Below are 21,821 nucleotides of genomic sequence, written 5' to 3'. Positions count from 1 at the left end.
AGCCCGGCAGCGCCATCACCTGCAGTCTTTTTCCAGCTGGAACAAGCTGTTACTGTTAGCGACCCGAAAGCCCAGGCCGTCTGGATCGTGATACGTCCCTTCCTGCTGACCCTCAGCCTGGCCTTGAGCTTCTGCGCCAACGCAGCCATCACCGAAAGTCATGGTTACGCGCAGTTTGGTGTTCTCAAGTACCCGGCCAGCTTCACTCATTTCGACTGGGTCAATCCCGAGGCGCCGAAAGGTGGCACCCTGAGAATGATGGCCTTCGGCACGTTCGACACGTTAAACCCCTACACATTCAAGGGCAGCAGCCCGGTCTCGACTGGCAACTTCCTGCAGTATGGTGTCAACGAGCTGAATGAACCGCTGATGGTCGGCACAGGCCAATACGACCCATCCGGCGATGAACCGACCTCCAGTTACGGGCTGATCGCCCAGTCGGTGGAATACAGCGAGGACCGCAGCTGGGTGGTGTTCAACCTGCGCCCGCAGGCGCGCTTCCATGACGGAAAGCCCATCACCGCCTACGACGTGGCGTTTTCCTACCGGACACTGCTCAAGGACGGTCACCCCCAATACCGCACCGCCTTGCAGGAAGTGCAGCGCGTGGACATTCTCAACCGTCATCGCATCCGGTTTGTCTTCAAGCGCTCGGGCAACCCGCTGCTGATCCTGCGCCTGGGCGAACTGCCGGTGTTGCCGCAACATTACTGGAAGGACAGGGATTTCAAGGCGACTACCTTCGAGCCGCCGCTGGGCAGTGGCCCTTACCGCATCACTCGCGTGCAGCCGGGTCGGCAACTGGTGTTCGAGCGGGTCAAGGATTACTGGGGCAAGGACTTGCCGGTCAACCGCGGCAAATACAATTTCGACCGGGTCGAGGTCGAGTTCTATCGCGACAGCGACGTGGCGTTCGAAGCGTTCAAAGCGGGTGAATTCGACATCTACATCGAGCATCAGGCCAAGAACTGGGCCAGTGGCTACGACTTCCCCGCGGTGGCCAATGGTCAGGTGATCAAGGCGCAGATCCCCCACCGCATACCGACACAGACCCAGGGACTGTTCATGAACACCCGGCGCGCCGCCTTCGCCGACATCCGCGTGCGCGAAGCCCTGGGTCTGCTGTTCAATTTCGAATGGACCAACCGCACGCTGTTCAGCGACGCCTATGACCGCTCGATCAGCTACTACCCCAACAGCGAGTTTTCCGCGACGGGCCTGCCGACCGGGGCCGAATGGCTGCTCCTGGCGCCCTACCGCGATCAGTTGCCCGCCAGCCTGTTCACCCAGCCGTTCGCCCCGTCGAAAACCGATGGTGGCGCAATCCCGCGCGAGACCTTGCGCAAGGCCCTGAAGCTGCTTGCCGAGGCTGGCTGGACGCTGTCGGACAAGGGTTTGCTCAATGCCGACAAGCAACCGTTGCGCTTCGAGATCCTGCTGGTCAACCCCAACCTCGAACGCATTCTGCAACCCTACATCGAAGACCTGCGCCGCCTGGGGATCAATGCAGGGCTGCGCACCGTCGACCGCGCCCAGTACAAGCAACGTCTGGACCGTTTCGATTTCGACATGATTCTAATGACCCTGCAACAGACCCTGAGCCCCGGTCTGGAGCAGTGGCAGTATTTCCATTCCAGTCAGGCTGCGATCAACGGCAGCAAGAACTACGCGGGTATCGCCAACCCCGTGGTCGATGCCCTGCTGAACAAACTGCTGGCCGCGCAAACCCGGGACGAACAGGTCGCCGCGGCGCGGGCGCTGGACCGCGTATTGCTGTCTCAGCACTACAGCATCCCCAACTGGTATCTGAATAATCATCGGCTTGCCTATCGCAACCGATTCGCCATGGTCACTACACCGCCCTACACTCTGGGGCTGCGTGCGTGGTGGCTCAAGACTCTGGAGAAGCCCCGATGAACCCTCTGCACTCCCTGCGCTCGCAGGCAGCAGGCCTGCTGCTGGCCAGCCTCGCCTGCACAGTACAGGCTGCGCCTCAGCATGGCGTGACGCTGTATGACGAAGCGCCGAAGTACCCGGCTGATTTCAAGCACTTCGACTACGTGAACCCGGATGCCCCCAAGGGCGGCACGCTGCGTCAGGCAGGCTTCGGCGGCTTTGACAGCTTCAACCCGTTCATCAACAAAGGCGTACCGGCAGACGATATCGGTCTGATCTACGACACCCTTGCCCGCTCGAGCCTGGATGAGCCATTCACTGAATACGGACTGATCGCGGGCAAGATCGAGAAGTCCCCGGACAACAGCTGGGTGCGTTTCTATCTGCGCCCCGAGGCGCGCTTTCATGACGGCCACCCGATCCGCGCCGACGACGTCGAATTCAGCTTCAAGACCCTGATGGAGCACGGTTCGCCCATGTACAAGGGCTACTACGCCGACGTCGATCAGGTCATCGTCGAAGATCCGCTGCGCGTGCTGTTCAAGTTCAAGCACAAGGGCAGCCGCGAGTTGCCGCTGATCCTTGGCCAGTTGCCGGTGCTGCCCAAGCATTTCTGGGCCGATCGCGATTTCAGTAAGGGCAACCTGGACTTCCCGCTGGGCAGCGGCCCCTACAAGGTCGCCGACGTGAAGGCCGGTCGTTCGGTGAGTTATGAGCGGGTCAAGGATTACTGGGCAAAGGACCTGCCAATCAACAAGGGTTTCTACAACTTTGACGTGCTGACCACCGACTACTACCGCGACAATACGGTAGCGCTGGAGGCCGGCAAGGCCGGGCAATTCGACTATTGGCTGGAAACCAGTGCCAAGAACTGGGCAACCGCTTACGACACGCCCGCAGTGCGCGACGGCAGGCTGATCAAGGAAGAGCTTCCCAATGGCAACCCGACGGGCATGCAGGGCTTTGTCTTCAACCTGCGCAAGCCCGTGTTTCAGGACGTCAGGGTCCGTGAGGCGCTGACTCTGCTGCTGGACTTCGAGTGGACCAACAAACAGCTGTTCAACGGCTCGTACAGCCGCACCAAAAGTTATTTTGACAACTCGGAAATGGCCGCCAGCGGCCTGCCGTCTGCCGAAGAACTCAAGCTTCTGGAACCGTTGCGCGGCAAGATTCCGGATCGCGTGTTCAGCGAACCCTTCACCCTGCCGGTCACCGATGGCAGCGGTATGATCCGTCCGCAGCAGCGCCGGGCCTTCCAGCTGTTGCAGGAGGCGGGCTGGAAGATCGTCGACGACAAGATGGTCGACGCGCAGGGCAACCCGGTAAAAATCGAGTTTCTGATGGCCCAGACCGAGTTCGAGCGCATTCTGCTGCCTTACAAGCGCAACCTTAGCGACTTGGGTATCGAGCTGGTGATTCGTCGGGCCGACGTGTCGCAATACATCAACCGCCTGCGCTCGCGGGACTACGACATGATTGTCACTGGCTATCCGCAGTCCAGCTCGCCAGGTAACGAGCAGCGCGTGTACTTCGACTCATCCAGCGCCGACAACCCGGGCAGCCGCAACTTCATGGGCCTCAAGGACCCTGCAGTGGATGAGCTGGTCAACGGCCTGATCAACGCCGACTCACGGCAAAGCCTGATCACCCATACCAAGGCACTGGACCGTGTGCTGCTGTGGGGCTTTTACGTCGTTCCGAACTGGCACATCAAGACCTGGCGGGTGGCTTACTGGAATCACCTCGACCATCCCAAGGCCGAAGCACTTTCCGATATCGGCCTGATGACCTGGTGGGCCAGGCCGGATGTCAAACCGGTGGCCGCGACCCCGTCAGCCCCTGATCAGGCCAAGCCTGCGAACGCGGAGCAATAACATGCTGGCTTATATTCTGCGACGGCTGCTGCTGATCATCCCTACCCTGCTCGGCATCCTGATCATCAACTTCGTCATCATTCAGGCCGCCCCCGGTGGCCCGGTCGAACAGATGATCGCCAAGATCGAAGGCTTCGATGGCGCCACCAGCCGGATAGCCGGGGGCGGCGCCGAAGTATCGGTGGCCGGCTCCAACTACCGCGGCGCGCAAGGCCTGGACCCGGCATTGATCAAGGAAATCGAACGCATGTACGGTTTCGACAAGTCGGCGCCGGAACGCCTGTGGATCATGATCAAGAACTACGCCACGCTGGATTTCGGCGACAGCTTCTTTCGTGATGCCAAGGTCATCGACCTGATTGTCGAGAAAATGCCGGTGTCCATTTCCCTCGGGTTATGGAGCACCCTGATCATGTACCTGGTGTCGATCCCGCTGGGGATTGCCAAGGCCACGCGCCACGGCAGCCAGTTCGACGTATGGACCAGTTCGGCAATCATTGTCGGCTATGCCATTCCGGCGTTCCTGTTCGCGATTCTGCTGATCGTGGTGTTTGCCGGGGGCAGCTACTTCAACTGGTTTCCACTGCGCGGGCTGACCTCCAACAACTACGACGAACTGAGCACGCTGGGCAAGCTATTCGATTACTTCTGGCATCTGGTATTGCCCGTCACCGCACTGGTGATCGGCAACTTTGCCACGATGACGCTGCTGACCAAGAACAGCTTTCTCGACGAAATCAGCAAGCAATACGTGACCACGGCCAAAGCCAAGGGCCTGAGCAACCACAAGGTGCTCTACGGCCATGTGTTTCGCAACGCGATGCTGCTGGTGATCGCCGGCTTCCCGTCGGCGTTCATCGGTATCTTCTTCACCGGCTCGCTGCTGGTGGAAGTGATCTTTTCGCTGGACGGCCTGGGCCTGATGAGCTTTGAAGCCGCGATCAACCGCGACTATCCGGTGGTGTTCGGCACGCTGTTCATCTTCACCCTGCTGGGGCTGGTGGTGAAGCTGATCGGCGATATCACCTACACCCTCGTAGACCCGCGCATCGACTTCGAAAGCAGGAAGCATTGATATGAAGCTGTCTCCTCTCAATCGCCGTCGCTTCGAACGCTTCAAGGCCAACAGGCGTGGCTGGTGGTCATTGTGGCTGTTCCTGATTCTGTTCGGCCTGAGCCTGGGCGCCGAACTGATCGCCAACGATAAACCGCTGGCTGTGCGCTACGACGGCCACTGGTATTTCCCGGTATTCGAGCGTTACCCGGAAACCACCTTCGGTGGCGAATTCCCGCTGGAAGCCAACTACAAGAGCCCATACATCAAGGAACTGCTCGCCGCGAAGGATGGCTGGACCCTGTGGGCACCCATCCCGTTCAGCTACCAGAGCATCAACTACGACCTGAAAGTCCCTGCTCCGGCGCCGCCTTCGCGGGAGAACCTGCTGGGCACCGATGATCAGGGCCGTGACGTCCTGGCACGGGTGATCTACGGTTTCAGGATTTCGGTACTGTTCGCCCTGACCCTGACCATCCTCAGCTCGATCATCGGCGTCATCGCCGGCGCCTTGCAGGGCTTTTATGGCGGCTGGGTCGACCTGCTGGGCCAGCGCTTCCTCGAGGTCTGGTCGGGCCTGCCGGTACTGTATCTGCTGATCATCCTTGCCAGCTTCGTACAACCCAACTTCTGGTGGTTGTTGGGCATCATGCTGTTGTTTTCCTGGATGAGCCTGGTGGACGTGGTGCGCGCCGAGTTCCTGCGTGGCCGCAATCTGGAATACGTAAGGGCCGCGCGGGCGCTGGGCATGGAGAACGGCGCAATCATGTTCCGCCATATCCTGCCCAACGCCATGGTATCGACCATGACCTTTCTGCCGTTCATTCTCACCGGGGCCATCGGCACCCTGACGGCGCTGGACTTTCTGGGCTTCGGCCTGCCCGCCGGCTCGCCGTCACTGGGCGAGCTGGTAGCGCAGGGCAAATCCAACCTGCAGGCGCCCTGGCTGGGCATCAGCGCCTTCGCTGTGCTGGCCATCATGCTGAGTCTGCTTGTGTTCATCGGCGAATCCGCCCGCGATGCTTTCGACCCAAGGAAATAAGATGAACAATGACAATCTGATCGAAATCCGCGATCTGGCGGTCGAGTTCGTGACGGGCGACTCGCGGCAACGGGTGGTCGAGAACATCAGCTTCGATATTCGTCGCGGTGAAACGCTGGCGCTGGTCGGCGAAAGCGGTTCGGGCAAGTCAGTCACCGCGCACTCGATCCTGCGCCTGCTGCCCTACCCCATCGCCAGCCACCCGAGCGGCACGATCCGCTACGCGGGTGAAGACCTGCTGAAAGTCGAAGAGAAAAAACTGCGTTCGATCCGTGGCAACCGCATCGCCATGATCTTCCAGGAACCGATGACCTCGCTCAATCCGCTGCATTCAGTGGAAAAACAGATCAACGAGGTGCTGGGCCTGCACAAGGGCCTGACTGGCAAGGCCGCCACCGAGCGCACGCTGGAGCTGCTCGATCTGGTCGGCATACCTGAGCCACACAAACGCCTCAAAGCACTGCCACACGAGCTTTCAGGTGGCCAGCGTCAGCGTGTGATGATCGCCATGGCCCTGGCCAATGAACCCGAGCTGCTGATTGCCGACGAACCGACCACTGCGCTGGATGTGACGGTACAGCTGAAAATCCTCGAACTGCTCAAGCAGTTGCAGGCTCGCCTGGGCATGGCACTGCTGCTGATCAGCCACGATTTGAACGTGGTAAGGCAAATAGCCAACCGAGTATGTGTCATGCAGCGCGGTTGCATCGTCGAACAGGCATCGTGCGAAGAATTGTTCCGTTCGCCGCAACATCCTTACACCCAAGTGTTGCTCAGCGCGGAGCCCAGCGGCGGTCCATCGACCAACGCCGCCGGCGCCCCGCTGCTTGAAGTCGAGGACCTGAAAGTCTGGTTCCCGATCAAAAAAGGCCTGCTCAAGCGTACGGTCGACCACGTCAAGGCGGTGGACGGCATACGTTTCAGCCTGCCGCAAGGGCAAACACTGGGTATTGTGGGTGAAAGCGGGTCGGGCAAATCGACGCTGGGCCTGGCGATTCTTCGACTGATCGGCAGTCAGGGCATCATACGGTTCAAGGGCAACGCGCTAGAATCCCTGTCGCAACAGCAAATCCGTCCGCTGCGCAGGCAGATGCAAGTGGTTTTCCAGGACCCGTTTGGCAGTTTGAGCCCGCGCATGTCGGTGGCTGAAATCGTTGGCGAAGGCTTGCGAATCCACGGCATGGGTACGGCCGCCGAACAGCAGACGGCGATTATCGAAGCGCTCAGGGAGGTTGGTCTGGACCCGGATACCCGGCACCGCTACCCTCACGAGTTCTCCGGTGGCCAACGCCAGCGGATCGCGATTGCACGTGCGCTGGTCTTGAAGCCGGCGCTGATTTTGCTGGACGAGCCGACCTCGGCCCTCGACCGGACCGTACAGCGTCAGGTCGTCGAGCTGCTTCGCTCGCTGCAAACCAAGTACAACCTGACGTATTTGTTCATCAGCCATGACCTGGCTGTCGTCAAAGCGCTGAGCCACCAGTTGATGGTGGTCAAGCAAGGCCAAGTGGTCGAACAGGGTGCAGCGCAGGATATCTTCGCCGCACCGCAACATCCTTATACACAGCAGCTGCTGGAGGCCGCCTTCCTGGCGCCGGTAGCTGTCGATTAACCTGAACCTGAAGAGGAACAACACATGGGTTTTCTCGCCGGTAAGCGCGTCCTGATCGTCGGTGTCGCCAGTAAACTGTCCATCGCATCCGGTATTGCCGCCGCCATGCATCGTGAAGGCGCAGAGCTTGCCTTCACCTACCAGAACGACAAACTCAAGGGTCGTGTCGAAGAGTTCGCAGCAGGCTGGGGTTCGGGCCCTGAGCTGTGCTTCCCTTGCGATGTGGCCAGCGACGAAGAGATCAACAAGGTCTTCGAAGAGCTGAGCAAGAAGTGGGACGGCCTGGACGTGATCGTTCACTCGGTCGGCTTCGCGCCTGGCGACCAGCTCGATGGCGACTTCACCGAAGCCACCACGCGCGAAGGTTTCCGCATCGCTCATGACATCAGCGCCTACAGCTTCGTGGCCCTGGCCAAGGCCGGTCGCGAAATGATGAAGGGCCGCAACGGCAGCCTGCTGACCCTGTCCTATCTGGGCGCAGAGCGCACCATGCCCAACTACAACGTCATGGGCATGGCCAAGGCCAGCCTGGAAGCTGGCGTTCGTTACCTGGCCGGCAGCCTCGGCCCGGAAGGTACTCGCGTCAATGCTGTATCGGCCGGCCCGATCCGCACCCTGGCCGCGTCAGGCATCAAGAACTTCCGCAAGATGCTGGCGGCCAACGAAGCGCAGACCCCTCTGCGCCGCAACGTCACCATCGACGAAGTCGGCAACGCCGGCGCGTTCCTGTGCTCCGACCTGGCGTCGGGCATCAGCGGTGAAATCATGTACGTCGACGGCGGCTTCAACACCACCGCGATGGGCAGCATGGACGAGTGATACGGTAAACGCCGCTCCTTGCGAGCGGCACTTTTCCGGACTCAAAAAGAAGGCCGCTCAATGAGCGGCCTTCTTTGTTTACGCGTTTCGAGCCTAGAACTTCTCGATCTTCGCCTTGCTTTCCAGCTGTGCACGGTACGCCGCGAAATCCTGCTGTCCCTCGCGGGAGGCGAGGAAGCGACGGTATTGTGCCTTCTCGGCGTCAGTCGGCGCAGCAGCCTGATTGACGCCATTGAGACGGACGATCACGAAGCTGCCATCCGAAGCAGTGATGCTGGCGAATTCCGGCTTGTCCTTGCCTGTCGGCTTGGGCATGCGGAACAGCGTCTGCAGCACTTGAGGGTCAACCCCTTCCTGACTGCGAGTGACCGCTTCCATCATCTTCCAGTCACGACCGTCCTGCTTGGCAGCCAAAGGAATCTTGCCCTCACGCAGACCGGCCAGCAGCGCCTCGCCCTTGGCCTTGGCAGCTGCCGAAGCATGTTCCTTGACCAGTTGAGCGCGAATCGAGCTGGCAACGCTCTCAAGTGGCAACTGCTGCGGTTGCAGGTGCTCTTTGGAGCGCACCACCACAACGGTTTCCGGATCCAGCTCCAGCGTGTTGCTGTTGGCGCCTTCTTCCAGCACTTCAGGGCTGAATGCCGCCTGGATGACCGCACGGTTGGCCGTCAGGCCTTCGCCGCCCTCACGACCGAACGGTGCAGTGGTCTGAACCTTCAGGCCCAGGTCCTGTGCCGGCTGGGACAGGTCGGACGATTCGAACGCCGAGTCTTCCAGTTGCTTGGTCACTTCGACAAACTTCTGCTCAACCAGCTGCGATTTCAAATCGTTGGTCAGCTTGCCTTTCAGACTGGCAAAGGTCGGCACCGAAGGTGCTTCAACGCCCAGCAGCTTGATCAGGTGCCAGCCGAAATCGGTACGCACCGGCTGCGAAACCTGATCCTTGTTCAAGGCATACAGTGCCTCTTCGAAAGCCGGGTCATAGACACCCTTGCCTGCGTAGCCCAGATCACCGCCCTTGTTGGACGAACCAGGGTCCTGCGAGTATTCCTTGGCCAATGCCGCGAAATCCTCACCCTTGGCCAGACGCTGCTGAATTTCTTCAATCTTCGCCTTGGCCTGCTCGTCATTCAGCTTGTCGTTCACTTCGATCAGGATGTGTGCCGCACGACGCTGTTCGGACAGATTGGCGATTTCCTTCTGATAAGCCGCCTGCAGGTCCTCGTCCTTGACCTGCACCTTGTCGAAGAAGGACGACTTCTTCAATTCGATGTAGTCGAGTACGACCTGCTCAGGGCTCATGAACTCCTTGGCATGCTCGTCGTAATGCGCCTTGACTTCGTCATCGGTCACCTTGACCGCCGAGGTATCGGCAGGCAGGGTCAGCGACGCGAAATCACGGGTCTGCTTTTCGAGGCGTGCGAAGGCTTCAACCTGTGCGTCGGTTACAAAGGCACTGCCGGCAACACCTGCACGCACCTGACCGATGAGCATTTCCTGACCCAGCATCTGGCGGAACTGCAGACGGCTGTAACCCAACTGGCGAATCACCTGATCGAAACGGTCAGCGCTGAATTTGCCGTCTACCTGAAATTCAGGCGTCTGCAAAAGCTGCTGATCCAGTGCCGCGTCGGAAAACGAGAACTTGGCATCCGCCGCGCCTTGCAGCAGCAGCTTGCGGTCGATCAGGCCCTTGAGCGCTGATTCGCGCAGCAGCTTTTCATCCAGCATGGCAGGATCGAAATCCTTGCCCAGCTGTTGCGAAAGCTGCTGAGCCAACTGGCGGCGCTGCATGTCGACAGCCTGGCTCAACTCATTCTGAGAGATGTCCTCGCCGTTGACTTCAGCCGCGTTCTGCTTGTTGCTGGTAGCGGTAAACATCGCTTCGATGCCGGTGAAGGCCATCAAGGCGATGATGAGTCCGATAATTGTCTTGGCAATCCAGCCTTGTGAATTGTCCCTGATGTTCTGCAGCATTGCGTCCCCCAAAACGGTTGTACTGACTAACCAACCGCGGAGCGTGGGTAGAAAGCGGATAGAAGAAAGGCGCATCCGAGGATGCGCCTTCTCGTAACTGACGAAGCGGTAGGGCTCGAACCCCTCGGTGTCGCAACCGAGTGCACCACCGCTCCGCTACTGGATCAGGACAGGCCCGATCCAGCGGGCAAAGGCATAGAGAGGCTTAGTTGACAGCTTCTTTAAGAGCTTTACCGGCTTTGAAACCTGGTTTCTTGGCAGCAGCGATTTCCAGCGTCTTGCCAGTCTGAGGGTTGCGACCGATGCGAGCAGGACGATCAGTCACGGAGAACGTACCAAAGCCAACCAAAACAACCGAGTCGCCAGCCTTCAGAGCGCCAGTGACGGATTCGATCACTGCGTCCAGCGCGCGGCCAGCAGCAGCTTTCGGGATATCAGCAGATGCAGCGATAGCATCAATCAGTTCCGACTTGTTCACTCTAAGTCCCCTTATCTCTATATTGAGTATGTTTCTAAGTTTTAGGTGTTAAGCAAAACGAGCGCTGGAAGGCTTGCCAGTGATTGCTTTAAAGAGCCGCTTTATAACAAGGGCTCTAAAAAGCTGTCAAGGAAGCCTGCCCAGACTTAATGCGTGCTAATTCTGTCCTTAGAGTCAGACTCGCGCTTCTCTTCCTTGGCGACCAGATCTGTAGCCACGTCCGGCAAAGGCTCCGGCGCGTATTGCAGCGCAATTTGCAGGACTTCGTCAATCCATTTAACGGGCTTGATCTGCAGATCCTGCTTGATATTGTCAGGAATCTCCTTCAAATCACGCACGTTTTCTTCTGGAATGATCACCGTCTTGATTCCGCCACGGTGTGCAGCCAGCAGTTTTTCCTTCAAACCACCAATCGCCAGCACTTGACCACGCAAAGTAATTTCGCCCGTCATTGCCACATCCGCACGCACAGGGATCTGCGTAAGCGCCGAAACAAGGGCGGTGCACATGCCCACACCAGCGCTCGGTCCATCCTTCGGCGTGGCGCCTTCCGGCATGTGGATATGCGTGTCGTGTTTCTCGTGGAAATCAGCTGGAATGCCCAGGCTACGAGCCCGGCTGCGAACCACGGTCTGGGCTGCGGTAATGGATTCGACCATCACATCCCCGAGCGAACCGGTCTTGATCAACTGGCCCTTGCCCGATACCACGGCAGCCTCGATGGTCAGCAATTCACCACCCACCTGCGTCCACGCCAGGCCGGTGACCTGACCGATCTGATCCTGCTGCTCTGCCAGCCCGTAGCGGAACTTGCGCACGCCCAGGAAGTGCTCGAGCATGTCGGCTGTGACCTGAACCGCGAAACGTTTTTCCATCGCGTGCTCTTTGACCGCCTTGCGGCAGACCTTGGCAATCTGACGCTCAAGCCCGCGCACGCCCGCTTCACGGGTGTAGTAACGGATGATGTCGCGGATCGCATCCTCATCAAAACTGATCTCACCTTTCTTCAAGCCGTTGGCCTGAATCTGCTTGGGCGAGAGGTACTTGACGGCGATGTTGATCTTTTCGTCTTCGGTGTAGCCCGGCAGGCGAATGACTTCCATCCGGTCCAGCAAGGCTGGCGGAATGTTCATCGAGTTCGACGTGCAAAGGAACATCACGTCCGAAAGATCGTAGTCGACCTCAAGGTAGTGATCGTTGAAATTGTGGTTCTGCTCGGGATCAAGCACCTCGAGCAATGCCGACGCCGGATCGCCACGCATGTCGCTGCCCATCTTGTCGATTTCGTCAAGCAGGAACAGCGGGTTGCGAACGCCCACCTTTGTCATCTTTTGTATCAATCTTCCTGGCATCGAACCAATGTAAGTCCGGCGATGACCACGAATTTCAGCCTCGTCACGCACGCCGCCGAGTGCCATCCGCACGAATTTACGGTTGGTTGCGTTGGCGATGGACTCGGCCAGGGAGGTTTTACCCACACCCGGTGGACCTACCAGACACAGCACAGGGCCACGAATCTTCTTCACGCGCTTTTGCACGGCGAGGTATTCGAGGATGCGTTCCTTGACCTCGTCCAGACCGTAATGGTCGGCATCGAGAATCGCTTCGGCACGCGCAAGGTCCAGACGTACCTTGCTCTGCGCCTTCCACGGCACCTGAACCAGCCAGTCGATGTAGGAACGCACCACGGTCGCTTCGGCGGACATCGGCGACATCTGCTTGAGCTTGTTCAGCTCGGCATTCGCCTTGGTCAGAGCGTCCTTGGGCAGACCTGCGGCATCGATGCGCTTTTTCAGCTCTTCGATTTCGTTGTGGCCTTCGTCGCCATCGCCCAGTTCCTTCTGAATGGCCTTCATCTGCTCATTCAGGTAGTACTCGCGCTGGCTGCGCTCCATTTGCTTCTTAACGCGACCGCGAATGCGCTTTTCGACCTGCAGCAGGTCGATTTCGGCATCCAGCAAGGCCAGCACATGCTCGACACGGGCTGACAGGTCGATAATCTCGAGTATTTCCTGCTTCTGCTCGATTTTGAGCGCCATGTGCGCGGCCATGGTGTCAACCAGGCGACCAGGCTCATCGATGCTGTTAAGCGACGACAGGACCTCTGCGGGGACCTTCTTGCCCAGTTGCACATACTGCTCGAATTGAGCCAGCAGGCTGCGCACGAACACTTCGGATTCACGGTCCGGTGCATCGACTTCGTCGATCAGCGAGACGTCTGCGCGGTAGTGGCCATCGACTTCGATAAAACGCTCTACCGAACCACGCTGCTCACCTTCGACCAGCACCTTGACGGTGCCATCGGGCAGCTTGAGCAATTGCAATACGGTTGCAATGGTGCCGACGCTGTACAGAGCCTTTTCATCAGGATCGTCGTCAGCCGGGTTTCTTTGCGCGAGCAGCAGGATCTGCTTGTCGCCTGTCATTGCCGCTTCAAGGGCTTCGATAGACTTCTCGCGCCCCACGAACAGCGGGATAACCATGTGCGGATAAACCACGACATCACGCAATGGCAAGAGAGGCAATTCAATAGTGGTCTTCATGATTTCGCCTCTACGGCGGCCAATTGGCCGGGACAGATGGAATTAGCTTGAAGCCAAGATGGGGGTAGCGTCAGAAAAAAACAAGCTCTAGAGGCGCGACCCGCCAAGATCAGTTTCTTCATACAAAACGAATGAACAGCCTAAAAATGCAAAAGGGGACCAAAAAGGCCCCCTTCAGTATTACTTCACACGCATATGAACATGCGTTTATGCGTCGGGAGCAACCTTGGCAGGCGGCTCGTTGTTTTCGTAGATCAACAACGGCTTGGACGTGCCATCGATAACGCTTTCGTCGATCACCACCTTGCTCACATCGCTTTGCGACGGGATTTCGTACATGGTGTCGAGCAGCACGCCCTCGAGAATCGAACGCAGGCCACGGGCACCGGTCTTGCGCTCCAGCGCGCGACGGGCAACCGATTTCAGCGCATCGGTACGGAACTCGAGGTCCACACCTTCCATCTCGAACAGCTTGGCATACTGCTTGGTCAGTGCGTTCTTCGGCTCGGTGAGGATCTGTATCAAAGCAGCCTCATCCAGCTCGTCCAGCGTTGCAAGCACCGGCAGACGGCCCACGAACTCGGGGATCAGACCGAACTTGACCAGATCGTCAGGTTCGACTTCACGCAGCGACTCGCCGACCTTCTTGCCCTCCTCCTTGCTGCGAACCTCGGCGTTGAAGCCGATGCCGCCACGGGTGGAACGGTTCTGAATGACCTTTTCCAGGCCCGAGAAGGCGCCACCGCAGATAAAGAGGATATTACGCGTGTCCACCTGCAGGAATTCCTGCTGCGGGTGCTTGCGACCACCTTGAGGCGGAACGGAAGCCACGGTGCCCTCGATCAGTTTCAGCAAGGCTTGCTGCACGCCTTCACCGGACACGTCACGAGTGATCGAAGGGTTGTCGGATTTGCGCGAAATCTTGTCGATTTCGTCGATGTAGACAATACCCATCTGGGCCTTCTCGACATCGTAATCACATTTCTGCAACAGCTTCTGGATAATGTTTTCGACGTCCTCACCCACATAACCGGCTTCGGTCAGGGTGGTGGCGTCAGCGATGGTGAACGGTACGTTGAGCAGGCGAGCCAGAGTTTCGGCCAGCAACGTCTTGCCGGAACCCGTAGGTCCGATCAGCAGGATGTTACTCTTGCCCAGTTCGACGTCGTCGTTCTTCTTGTCACGCTGATTCAGACGCTTGTAGTGGTTGTACACCGCTACTGCGAGAACCTTTTTGGCACGCTCCTGACCGATTACATACTGGTCAAGGATGCCGCTGATTTCTTTTGGCGAAGGCAATTTATGCGCGCTGCTTTCGGCCTGGGCTTCCTGCACCTCCTCACGGATGATGTCGTTGCACAGGTCGACGCACTCGTCGCAGATAAAGACCGAGGGGCCGGCAATCAATTTGCGCACTTCATGCTGGCTTTTGCCACAGAAGGAGCAATAGAGCAATTTGCCGTTGTCCTCGCCGTTGCGGGTGTCAGTCATTCGATCGATCCAATCCGGTAGGCTTGCAACACAAGATGAAGGCTATTGCGGGCTTTTTCAAGTCCGCAGGCGGTCGGTTGTCCCGACCCCCTACATTTTGAGCCGCTTAGGCAGGCATTTGACGCTTGTTGATCACCGAGTCGATCAGGCCATATTCGGCTGCACGCTCTGCGCTCATGAAGTTATCACGCTCGGTATCGCGCTCGATGGTTTCGAGGCTCTGGCCGGTGTGATGAGCCAGCAGCGAGTTGAGACGGTGACGAATGTGCAGGATTTCCTTGGCATGGATGTCGATGTCCGACGCCTGCCCCTGGAAACCGCCCAGCGGCTGGTGAATCATCATTCGCGAGTTGGGCAGGCAGTGACGCTTGCCTTCTGCACCGCCGGCCAGCAGGAATGCACCCATGCTGCAAGCCTGACCGATACAGATGGTCGAAACGTCCGGCTTGATGAACTGCATGGTGTCGTAGATCGACATGCCTGCAGTCACCGAACCGCCCGGCGAGTTGATGTAGAGATGGATATCCTTGTCCGGGTTTTCCGCTTCAAGGAAAAGCAGTTGCGCCGCGATAAGGTTGGCCATGTAGTCCTCTACCGGACCCACCATAAAGATGACTCGCTCCTTGAGAAGGCGCGAATAGATGTCATAGGCGCGTTCGCCACGGGCGGACTGCTCGATAACCATCGGGACCAGGCCGCCAGCGGCCTGGATGTCAGAGTTCTGCTGAATATAAGAATTGCGGGACATGTCCTGCATTCACTCCCAAATAGTCGAGTCTTGAATACGCACAAGCCAGCGCGAAGGCTGGCTTGTGGGTGTTTTCGCACGAAAAGAGAAATCAGTCGGCTTTTGGAGCTTCCACCGGCTTGACAGCTTCTTCGTAGGAGACCGATTTGTCGGTCACGCTAGCTTTCTGCAAAACAGTATCTACAACTTGCTCTTCAAGCACAACAGAACGTACCTCGTTCATTTGCTGCTCGTTCTTGTAGTACCAGGCAACGACCTGCTCAGGCTCCTGATAGGCAGAGGCCATTTCCTGAATCATTTCGCGAACGCGAGCATCATCAGGCTTGAGGTCGAACTGCTTGACGACCTCGGCAACGATCAGACCCAGCTCGACGCGGCGCTTGGCCTGCTCTTCGAACAGCTCTGCCGGCAGCTGGTCAGGCTTGATGTTGCCACCGAACTGCTGAACGGCCTGCACACGCAGACGGTTGACTTCGTTTTCCAGCAGCGCCTTGGGCACTTCGATCGGGTTGGCGGCCAGCAGACCGTCCATGACCTGATTCTTGACCTTGGACTTGATCGCCTGACGCAGCTCGCGCTCCATGTTCTTGCGAACTTCGGTGCGGAAGCCTTCGATACCGGTTTCCTTGATACCGAACTGCTTGAAGAACTCTTCGTTCAGCTCAGGCAGCTTTGGCTCGGAAACGGTGTTGACGGTCACGGTGAACTCGGCAGCCTTGCCGGCCAGCTCGAGGTTCTGATAGTCCTCTGGGAAGGTCACGTTCAGAACGCGCTCTTCACCGGCCTTGGCGCCAACCAGACCGTCTTCGAAACCAGGAATCATGCGGCCCGAACCCAGAACCAGCTGGGTACCGGTAGCGGAACCGCCAGCGAACACTTCGCCGTCGACCTTGCCGACGAAATCGATGTTCAACTGGTCTTCGTTCTGGGCAGCACGATCAGCCACTTCGAAACGAACGTTCTGCTTGCGCAGCACTTCAAGCATGTTGTCCAGATCGCTGTCGGCCACGTCGGCAGACAGGCGCTCTACGGAGATGCTATCGAAGCCGGCAACGGTGAATTCCGGGAATACTTCGAAAGTAGCCACGTATTCCAGATCTTTGCCTTTTTCGAACGACTTGGGCTCTACAGCAGGAGCACCAGCCGGGTTCAGCTTCTGCTCAACCACAGCTTCATAAAAAGTAGCCTGAATCAGATCGCCCAGTGCTTCCTGACGTGCGCCGTCCTCGTAACGCTGACGAATCACGCTCATAGGCACCTTGCCAGGGCGGAAGCCCGGGATCTTGGCTTTGCGCGCGGTCTGTTGCAGACGCTTGTTGACTTCGGTCTCGATGCGCTCGGCAGGCACGCCAATGGTCATGCGGCGCTCAAGAGCGGAAGTATTTTCAACAGAAACTTGCATGGATATTCCTCGTTGCACAGACGTTAGCCGGCCGTTTCCGACCCCAGAATCAAGGGCATGCATTCTAGTGGGTCAAACTCAAGAAGTCACCCTACTGAAAAAGGGCGGGTTAACAAGAAGGAATCGGCCTGCAGCCGGAGGAGAAAGGAAAACACCTCGCATCACTCGCGACGTGTCTGGCACGGCCCCTATATAAGGAAGCATCTGCACCGGACGATGACCGAATCCATCTGCATAGCAAGCCTCGATCGACCGACGGCGACAGGGCCGACGGACCAGCGAGGCGATGGAACGAATACGCCAAAACAAAAAAAGCCGCACTAGGCGGCTTTCTTTTTGTACCTTTTTGCAACCGAAACACTGATAGTCGGCTACATTTATCCTGGTGCGGACGGAGAGACTCGAACTCTCACACCTTGCGGCGCTGGAACCTAAATCCAGTGTGTCTACCAATTCCACCACATCCGCATTTCAGACTTTTAAAGCAAAGGCGCCAGACTATGAATCTGGCGCCCTTCTTAATATGGGGTGGACGATGGGGTTCGAACCCACGACCGCAGGAGTCACAATCCTGTGCTCTACCAACTGAGCTACGCCCACCATATTGCGCGTGACGATAAAACTTACTTGCTGTGCCAAAGCTGCCTTAAATGGCGCACCCGGCAGGACTCGAACCTGCGACCATCCGCTTAGAAGGCGGATGCTCTATCCAGCTGAGCTACGGGCACTTATATAATTTGTATTCTTGCGATAACAAACTAAAAGGCTTTCAATCACACCGAGCTGATTTGCAACTCTGCCTGACCGAATCAACCAGTGCTAGCTTAACCAGTGCTGGGCTCTGCCCGGCAAGTGCGACGAATCTTATAGACGGCCCCTGGGGTCGTCAACCTTTTTTTGAAAAAAATTCAGCTAGATAAAGGAGTTAGCTGAATATACAAAGCAATCGCCTTTGCCCTCGCGCCATGTCATGCGAGAATGCGCGCTCATTTTATTTCCTCTCGATGGTTAATCACGCGTCATGACTGCAAAACTAATCGACGGCAAGGCGATCGCCGCCAGCCTGCGCCAGCAGATCGCCAAACGTGTCGCCGAACGTGGCCAGCAAGGTCTGCGTACGCCGGGCCTCGCGGTGATTCTGGTCGGCAGCGACCCCGCGTCCCAGGTCTATGTCTCTCACAAGCGCAAGGACTGCGAGGAAGTAGGCTTTATCTCCCAGGCCTACGACTTGCCCGCTGAGACCACTCAGACCGCACTGACCGATCTGATCGACCGCCTCAACGAGGATGCCGCTGTCGACGGCATCCTGCTGCAACTGCCCTTGCCTGCGCACCTCGATGCTTCGCTGCTGCTGGAGCGCATTCGCCCGGACAAGGACGTGGACGGTTTCCATCCTTATAACGTGGGCCGTCTCGCCCAGCGCATCCCGCTGCTGCGCCCGTGCACCCCAAAAGGCATCATCACCCTGCTGGAAAGCACCGGTGTCGACCTGTACGGGCTGGATGCCGTCGTCGTCGGTGCGTCCAACATCGTCGGTCGCCCAATGGCAATGGAACTGCTGCTGGCGGGCTGCACCGTCACGGTGACCCACCGTTTCACCAAGGATCTGGCAGGCCATGTAGGTCGTGCCGATCTGGTGGTGGTTGCCGCCGGCAAGCCAGGCCTTGTCAAAGGCGAATGGATCAAGCCAGGTGCCATCGTCATCGATGTCGGCATCAATCGCCAGGAAGACGGCAAGCTGGTAGGCGACGTGGTTTACGAGACCGCCCTGCCCCGCGCCGGCTGGATCACTCCGGTTCCGGGCGGCGTTGGCCCCATGACCCGCGCCTGCCTGCTGGAAAACACGCTGTACGCCGCAGAAACCCTGCACGACTGATCAGCCTGCAGCAATAAAAAACGGCACCTTCAAGGTGCCGTTTTTTTTACCTCGACAAAACCTTACTTCTTGCCAGCCTCCCAGCTTTTCAGCAGGTCAGCGTAGGCGATGGTTTCACCCTTGGGTTTCTCGTTGGCCAGTTTGCGCTGTGGCGCGAGGAACTTGCCGTTGCTCTCTTCGGCCTTCTTGTACCAGGCTTCCGCGGTGGTTTCCGGATTCATCTTCGGCGCACACTTGCTGGCTTCCTGAACCTTGGAGCGCTCAATGCGCGTCATGATTGCATCCTGGTCCTTGGCCAGACCGTCGAGGGCCTCCTGCGCAGTCTTCTCGCCAGTGACCGCCTCGGCCACATGGCTCCACCACAGCTGTGCCAGCTTCGGATAGTCAGGCACGTTGGTGCCGGTAGGCGACCATTGAACGCGGGCCGGGCTGCGATAGAACTCCACCAGACCTCCCAGCTTGGGCGCCAGCGCGGTCATTTCCTTGGAGTTGATGTCCGACTCGCGAATCGGCGTCAGGCCGACGATGGTTTTCTTCAGCGAAACGCTTTTCGAGGTCACGAACTGCGCATACAGCCAGGCGGCCAGACGCTTTTTCTCGTCGGACGACTTCAGGAACGTCCATGAACCCACATCCTGGTAGCCAAGCTTCATGCCTTCCTTCCAGTAAGGGCCTTTTGGCGAAGGCGCCATGCGCCACTTCGGCGTGCCGTCAGCATTCATTACCGGCAGGCCCGGCTTGGTCATGTCGGCGGTAAAGGCGGTGTACCAGAAAATCTGTTGCGCGACGTTACCCTGCGACGGCACCGGCCCGGATTCGGAGAAGGTCATGCCCGCCGCTTCCGGCGGCGCATAGGCTTTCAGCCAGTCGATGTATTTCTGCGTAGCGAACACTGCCGCCGGGCCGTTGGTGTCGCCACCGCGGGTAATGCTGGAGCCGACCGGATGGCAGTCTTCGACGCGAATACCCCACTCATCCACCGGCAGACCGTTAGGCAAACCCTTGTCGCCGCTGCCGGCCATGGAGAACCAGGCATCGGTGAAACGCCAGCCCAGTGACGGGTCTTTCTTGCCATAGTCCATGTGCCCGAAGACTTTCTTGCCGTCGATCTCCTTGACGTCTTCGCTGAAGAATTTGGCGATGTCCTCGTAAGCCGACCAGTTGACCGGAACGCCCAACTCATAGCCGTACTTGTCCTTGAATTTCTTTTTCAGGTCGGGACGTTCGAACCAGTCGGCACGGAACCAGTACAGGTTGGCGAACTGCTGGTCAGGCAGTTGATAAAGCTTGCCATCCGGAGCAGTGGTAAACGAGGTGCCGATGAAGTCTTTCAGGTCCAGCGTCGGCGACGTGACTTTGCTGCCTTCCGGACTGGCCATCAGATCCGTCAGAGACAGGGCCTTGCCGTAGCGAAAGTGCGTACCGATCAGGTCCGAGTCGTTGACCCAGCCGTCGTAGATACTCTTGTCCGACTGCATGGCGGTCTGCAGCTTTTCGATGACATCACCTTCCTGCAGCAAGTCATGGGTGACTTTGATACCGGTGATTTCGGTGAACGCCTTGGCCAGGGTCTTGGACTCGTATTCATGGGTGGTCAGGGTTTCCGACACCACCTTGATGTCCATGCCACGAAACGGCTTGGCAGCTTCGATGAACCACTCCAGCTCTTTCAACTGCTCGGCATCGGAAAGCGTGCTCGGCTTGAACTCGCTCGCCGCCCACTTCTTCGCCGCATCTTCGTACTGATCCGCCCACGCCGACACGCTCAACCCACTGAGCATGATCATGGTTGCCAGCGTCACGCTATGTTGCAGCTTGTTTTTCTTATTGAACATAGTCATCTCCAGGTTGCTTTCATGTAGTCCCGCTTTTTTCAATACTGCCGACCGGATCACCCCGGCAACCACGCCCGGCCGCCCTCTAACCCCAACGCATCACCACCAACAGCCACACCAGGGAAGCCCCAGAAGCGATCCAGATGCTCCAGTCCGTCGCGCCGATCACCAGCAAATGCAGATAAGCGCTACCTAAAAGCCCAATGAAAAGACGGTCGCCACGCGTGGTGGCAATCGGCAGAAAACCGCGGCGCTCGATACTTGCCGAGCGCAATTCCCATACGGTCATTCCTGCCAGCAGAAGCGCAATACTGATAAAGAAGGCCGCAGTGGGCAGTGTCCAGGACATCCACTCCATTTTTTCGACTCCTCAGACACGACCAAGAGCAAAGCCCTTGACCACATGGTTGCGAACGAACCAGATCACCAGCATGCCCGGCAGAATGGTCAACACCCCTGCCGCCGCCAGCACCCCCCAATCGATACCCGATGCCGAGACGGTGCGGGTCATCACCGCAGCGATCGGCTTGGCGTTCACCGATGTCAGGGTGCGCGCCAGCAACAGCTCGACCCAGGAGAACATGAAGCAGAAAAACGCGGTGACCCCGATACCCGAGCCAATCAGTGGAATGAAAATCTTCACGAAAAACTTGGGAAAGCTGTAACCGTCTATGTAGGCCGTTTCATCGATTTCCTTGGGAACACCTGACATGAAACCCTCCAGAATCCATACGGCCAGCGGAACGTTGAACAGACAGTGCGCCAGTGCAACGGCGATGTGCGTGTCAAACAGGCCGATGGACGAATACAGTTGGAAAAATGGCAGCAGGAAGACTGCCGGTGGTGCCATGCGGTTGGTCAGCAGCCAGAAGAACAGGTGCTTGTCGCCGAGAAAACGATAGCGTGAAAACGCATAGGCTGCCGGCAGTGCGACGCTCAGCGATATCACGGTATTGAGGCACACGTAGTACAGCGAGTTGAGGTAGCCGCTGTACCAGCTCTCGTCAGTGAAGATCACCTTGTAGTTGGCCAGGGTGAAATCCTGCGGCCACAGGGTCAGGCCACCCAGGATCTCGGTATTGGTCTTGAACGACATGTTGATCAGCCAGTAGATCGGCACCAGCAGAAACAACAGGTAAATCCACAGCGGTATGGTTTTGCGCAGACTCATGAC

The 21,821-nt window shown here is 58.1% G+C and carries 16 protein-coding genes and 3 tRNA genes; 7 read left to right on the top strand and 12 right to left on the bottom strand.

The features are described 5' to 3' along the window. The first annotated feature begins 87 nt into the window (after window positions 1-87). The 6 genes from PI739_RS03895 to fabI are packed head-to-tail and all read left to right on the top strand — an operon-like array spanning window position 88 to window position 8,297. A complete protein-coding gene (locus PI739_RS03895) occupies window positions 88-1,917 on the top strand; it encodes an extracellular solute-binding protein (RefSeq protein ID WP_004414028.1) in 1,830 nt (609 codons plus the stop codon). Then, a complete protein-coding gene (locus tag PI739_RS03890; protein ID WP_003368572.1) occupies window positions 1,914-3,770 on the top strand; it encodes an extracellular solute-binding protein in 1,857 nt (618 codons plus the stop codon). Before PI739_RS03895 ends, PI739_RS03890 begins: the two co-directional genes overlap by 4 nt. 1 nt (window position 3,771) lies before the next feature. Next, window positions 3,772-4,845 carry a microcin C ABC transporter permease YejB gene (locus PI739_RS03885; RefSeq protein WP_004414031.1) on the top strand — a complete coding sequence of 358 codons (1,074 nt, stop codon included), beginning with the start codon at window positions 3,772-3,774 and terminating at the stop codon, window positions 4,843-4,845. A gap of 1 nt (window position 4,846) precedes the next feature. Then, window positions 4,847-5,866 carry an ABC transporter permease gene (locus tag PI739_RS03880; RefSeq protein WP_003368568.1) on the top strand — a complete coding sequence of 340 codons (1,020 nt, stop codon included), beginning with the start codon at window positions 4,847-4,849 and terminating at the stop codon, window positions 5,864-5,866. A 1-nt stretch (window position 5,867) separates the two neighbouring features. Further along, complete coding sequence (locus PI739_RS03875; RefSeq protein WP_054081163.1) at window positions 5,868-7,478, top strand: ABC transporter ATP-binding protein; 1,611 nt, start codon at window positions 5,868-5,870, stop codon at window positions 7,476-7,478. Window positions 7,479-7,502: 24 nt separating this feature from the next. Continuing rightward, window positions 7,503-8,297 carry an enoyl-ACP reductase FabI gene (gene fabI / locus PI739_RS03870; protein WP_003368564.1) on the top strand — a complete coding sequence of 265 codons (795 nt, stop codon included), beginning with the start codon at window positions 7,503-7,505 and terminating at the stop codon, window positions 8,295-8,297. A gap of 93 nt (window positions 8,298-8,390) precedes the next feature. Here fabI and PI739_RS03865 read toward each other — a convergent pair whose 3' ends face one another. From PI739_RS03865 to PI739_RS03825, 9 genes are all read right to left on the bottom strand, one after another. Continuing rightward, a complete protein-coding gene (locus PI739_RS03865; protein ID WP_004414038.1) occupies window positions 8,391-10,274 on the bottom strand; it encodes a SurA N-terminal domain-containing protein in 1,884 nt (627 codons plus the stop codon). 205 nt (window positions 10,275-10,479) lie between these two features. After that, complete coding sequence (locus PI739_RS03860; protein ID WP_002552737.1) at window positions 10,480-10,752, bottom strand: HU family DNA-binding protein; 273 nt, start codon at window positions 10,750-10,752, stop codon at window positions 10,480-10,482. Between the two features lie 146 nt (window positions 10,753-10,898). After that, window positions 10,899-13,295: an endopeptidase La gene (lon, locus tag PI739_RS03855; protein WP_003368560.1), complete on the bottom strand. Its 2,397-nt coding sequence runs from the start codon at window positions 13,293-13,295 to the stop codon at window positions 10,899-10,901. 207 nt (window positions 13,296-13,502) lie between these two features. Further along, a complete protein-coding gene (clpX, locus tag PI739_RS03850; protein ID WP_003368559.1) occupies window positions 13,503-14,786 on the bottom strand; it encodes an ATP-dependent Clp protease ATP-binding subunit ClpX in 1,284 nt (427 codons plus the stop codon). Window positions 14,787-14,892: 106 nt separating this feature from the next. Then, window positions 14,893-15,534 carry an ATP-dependent Clp endopeptidase proteolytic subunit ClpP gene (clpP, locus tag PI739_RS03845; protein ID WP_002552734.1) on the bottom strand — a complete coding sequence of 214 codons (642 nt, stop codon included), beginning with the start codon at window positions 15,532-15,534 and terminating at the stop codon, window positions 14,893-14,895. Window positions 15,535-15,625: 91 nt separating this feature from the next. After that, window positions 15,626-16,936: a trigger factor gene (tig, locus tag PI739_RS03840; RefSeq protein WP_003315274.1), complete on the bottom strand. Its 1,311-nt coding sequence runs from the start codon at window positions 16,934-16,936 to the stop codon at window positions 15,626-15,628. A 383-nt stretch (window positions 16,937-17,319) separates the two neighbouring features. Beyond that, window positions 17,320-17,404, bottom strand: a tRNA-Leu gene (locus PI739_RS03835). A 56-nt stretch (window positions 17,405-17,460) separates the two neighbouring features. Continuing rightward, window positions 17,461-17,536: transfer RNA gene (locus PI739_RS03830), tRNA-His, on the bottom strand. A gap of 51 nt (window positions 17,537-17,587) precedes the next feature. After that, window positions 17,588-17,664 (bottom strand) — tRNA-Arg (locus PI739_RS03825). A gap of 293 nt (window positions 17,665-17,957) precedes the next feature. On the opposite strand from PI739_RS03825, the gene folD reads away from it, so the two are divergent. After that, window positions 17,958-18,812 carry a bifunctional methylenetetrahydrofolate dehydrogenase/methenyltetrahydrofolate cyclohydrolase FolD gene (folD, locus tag PI739_RS03820; RefSeq protein ID WP_054081164.1) on the top strand — a complete coding sequence of 285 codons (855 nt, stop codon included), beginning with the start codon at window positions 17,958-17,960 and terminating at the stop codon, window positions 18,810-18,812. Window positions 18,813-18,874: 62 nt separating this feature from the next. On the opposite strand, the gene PI739_RS03815 is transcribed toward folD, so the two are convergent. From PI739_RS03815 to PI739_RS03805, 3 genes are all read right to left on the bottom strand, one after another. Beyond that, entirely contained in the window at window positions 18,875-20,647 is a 1,773-nt protein-coding gene (locus tag PI739_RS03815; RefSeq protein WP_004414063.1) for an ABC transporter substrate-binding protein, read from the bottom strand. An 85-nt stretch (window positions 20,648-20,732) separates the two neighbouring features. Beyond that, window positions 20,733-21,005 (bottom strand): DUF2160 domain-containing protein, encoded by a 273-nt coding sequence (locus PI739_RS03810; RefSeq protein WP_003415748.1) that lies wholly within the window; start codon window positions 21,003-21,005, stop codon window positions 20,733-20,735. A gap of 12 nt (window positions 21,006-21,017) precedes the next feature. After that, window positions 21,018-21,818: a carbohydrate ABC transporter permease gene (locus PI739_RS03805; RefSeq protein WP_004414065.1), complete on the bottom strand. Its 801-nt coding sequence runs from the start codon at window positions 21,816-21,818 to the stop codon at window positions 21,018-21,020. Window positions 21,819-21,821 lie beyond the last annotated feature (3 nt).

This window comes from Pseudomonas cerasi (assembly GCF_027983475.1).
Lineage (GTDB): Bacteria > Pseudomonadota > Gammaproteobacteria > Pseudomonadales > Pseudomonadaceae > Aquipseudomonas > Aquipseudomonas cerasi.
The sequence above is the reverse complement of the archived record's forward strand: the minus strand, read 5'-3'. Positions and strand labels throughout refer to the sequence as shown.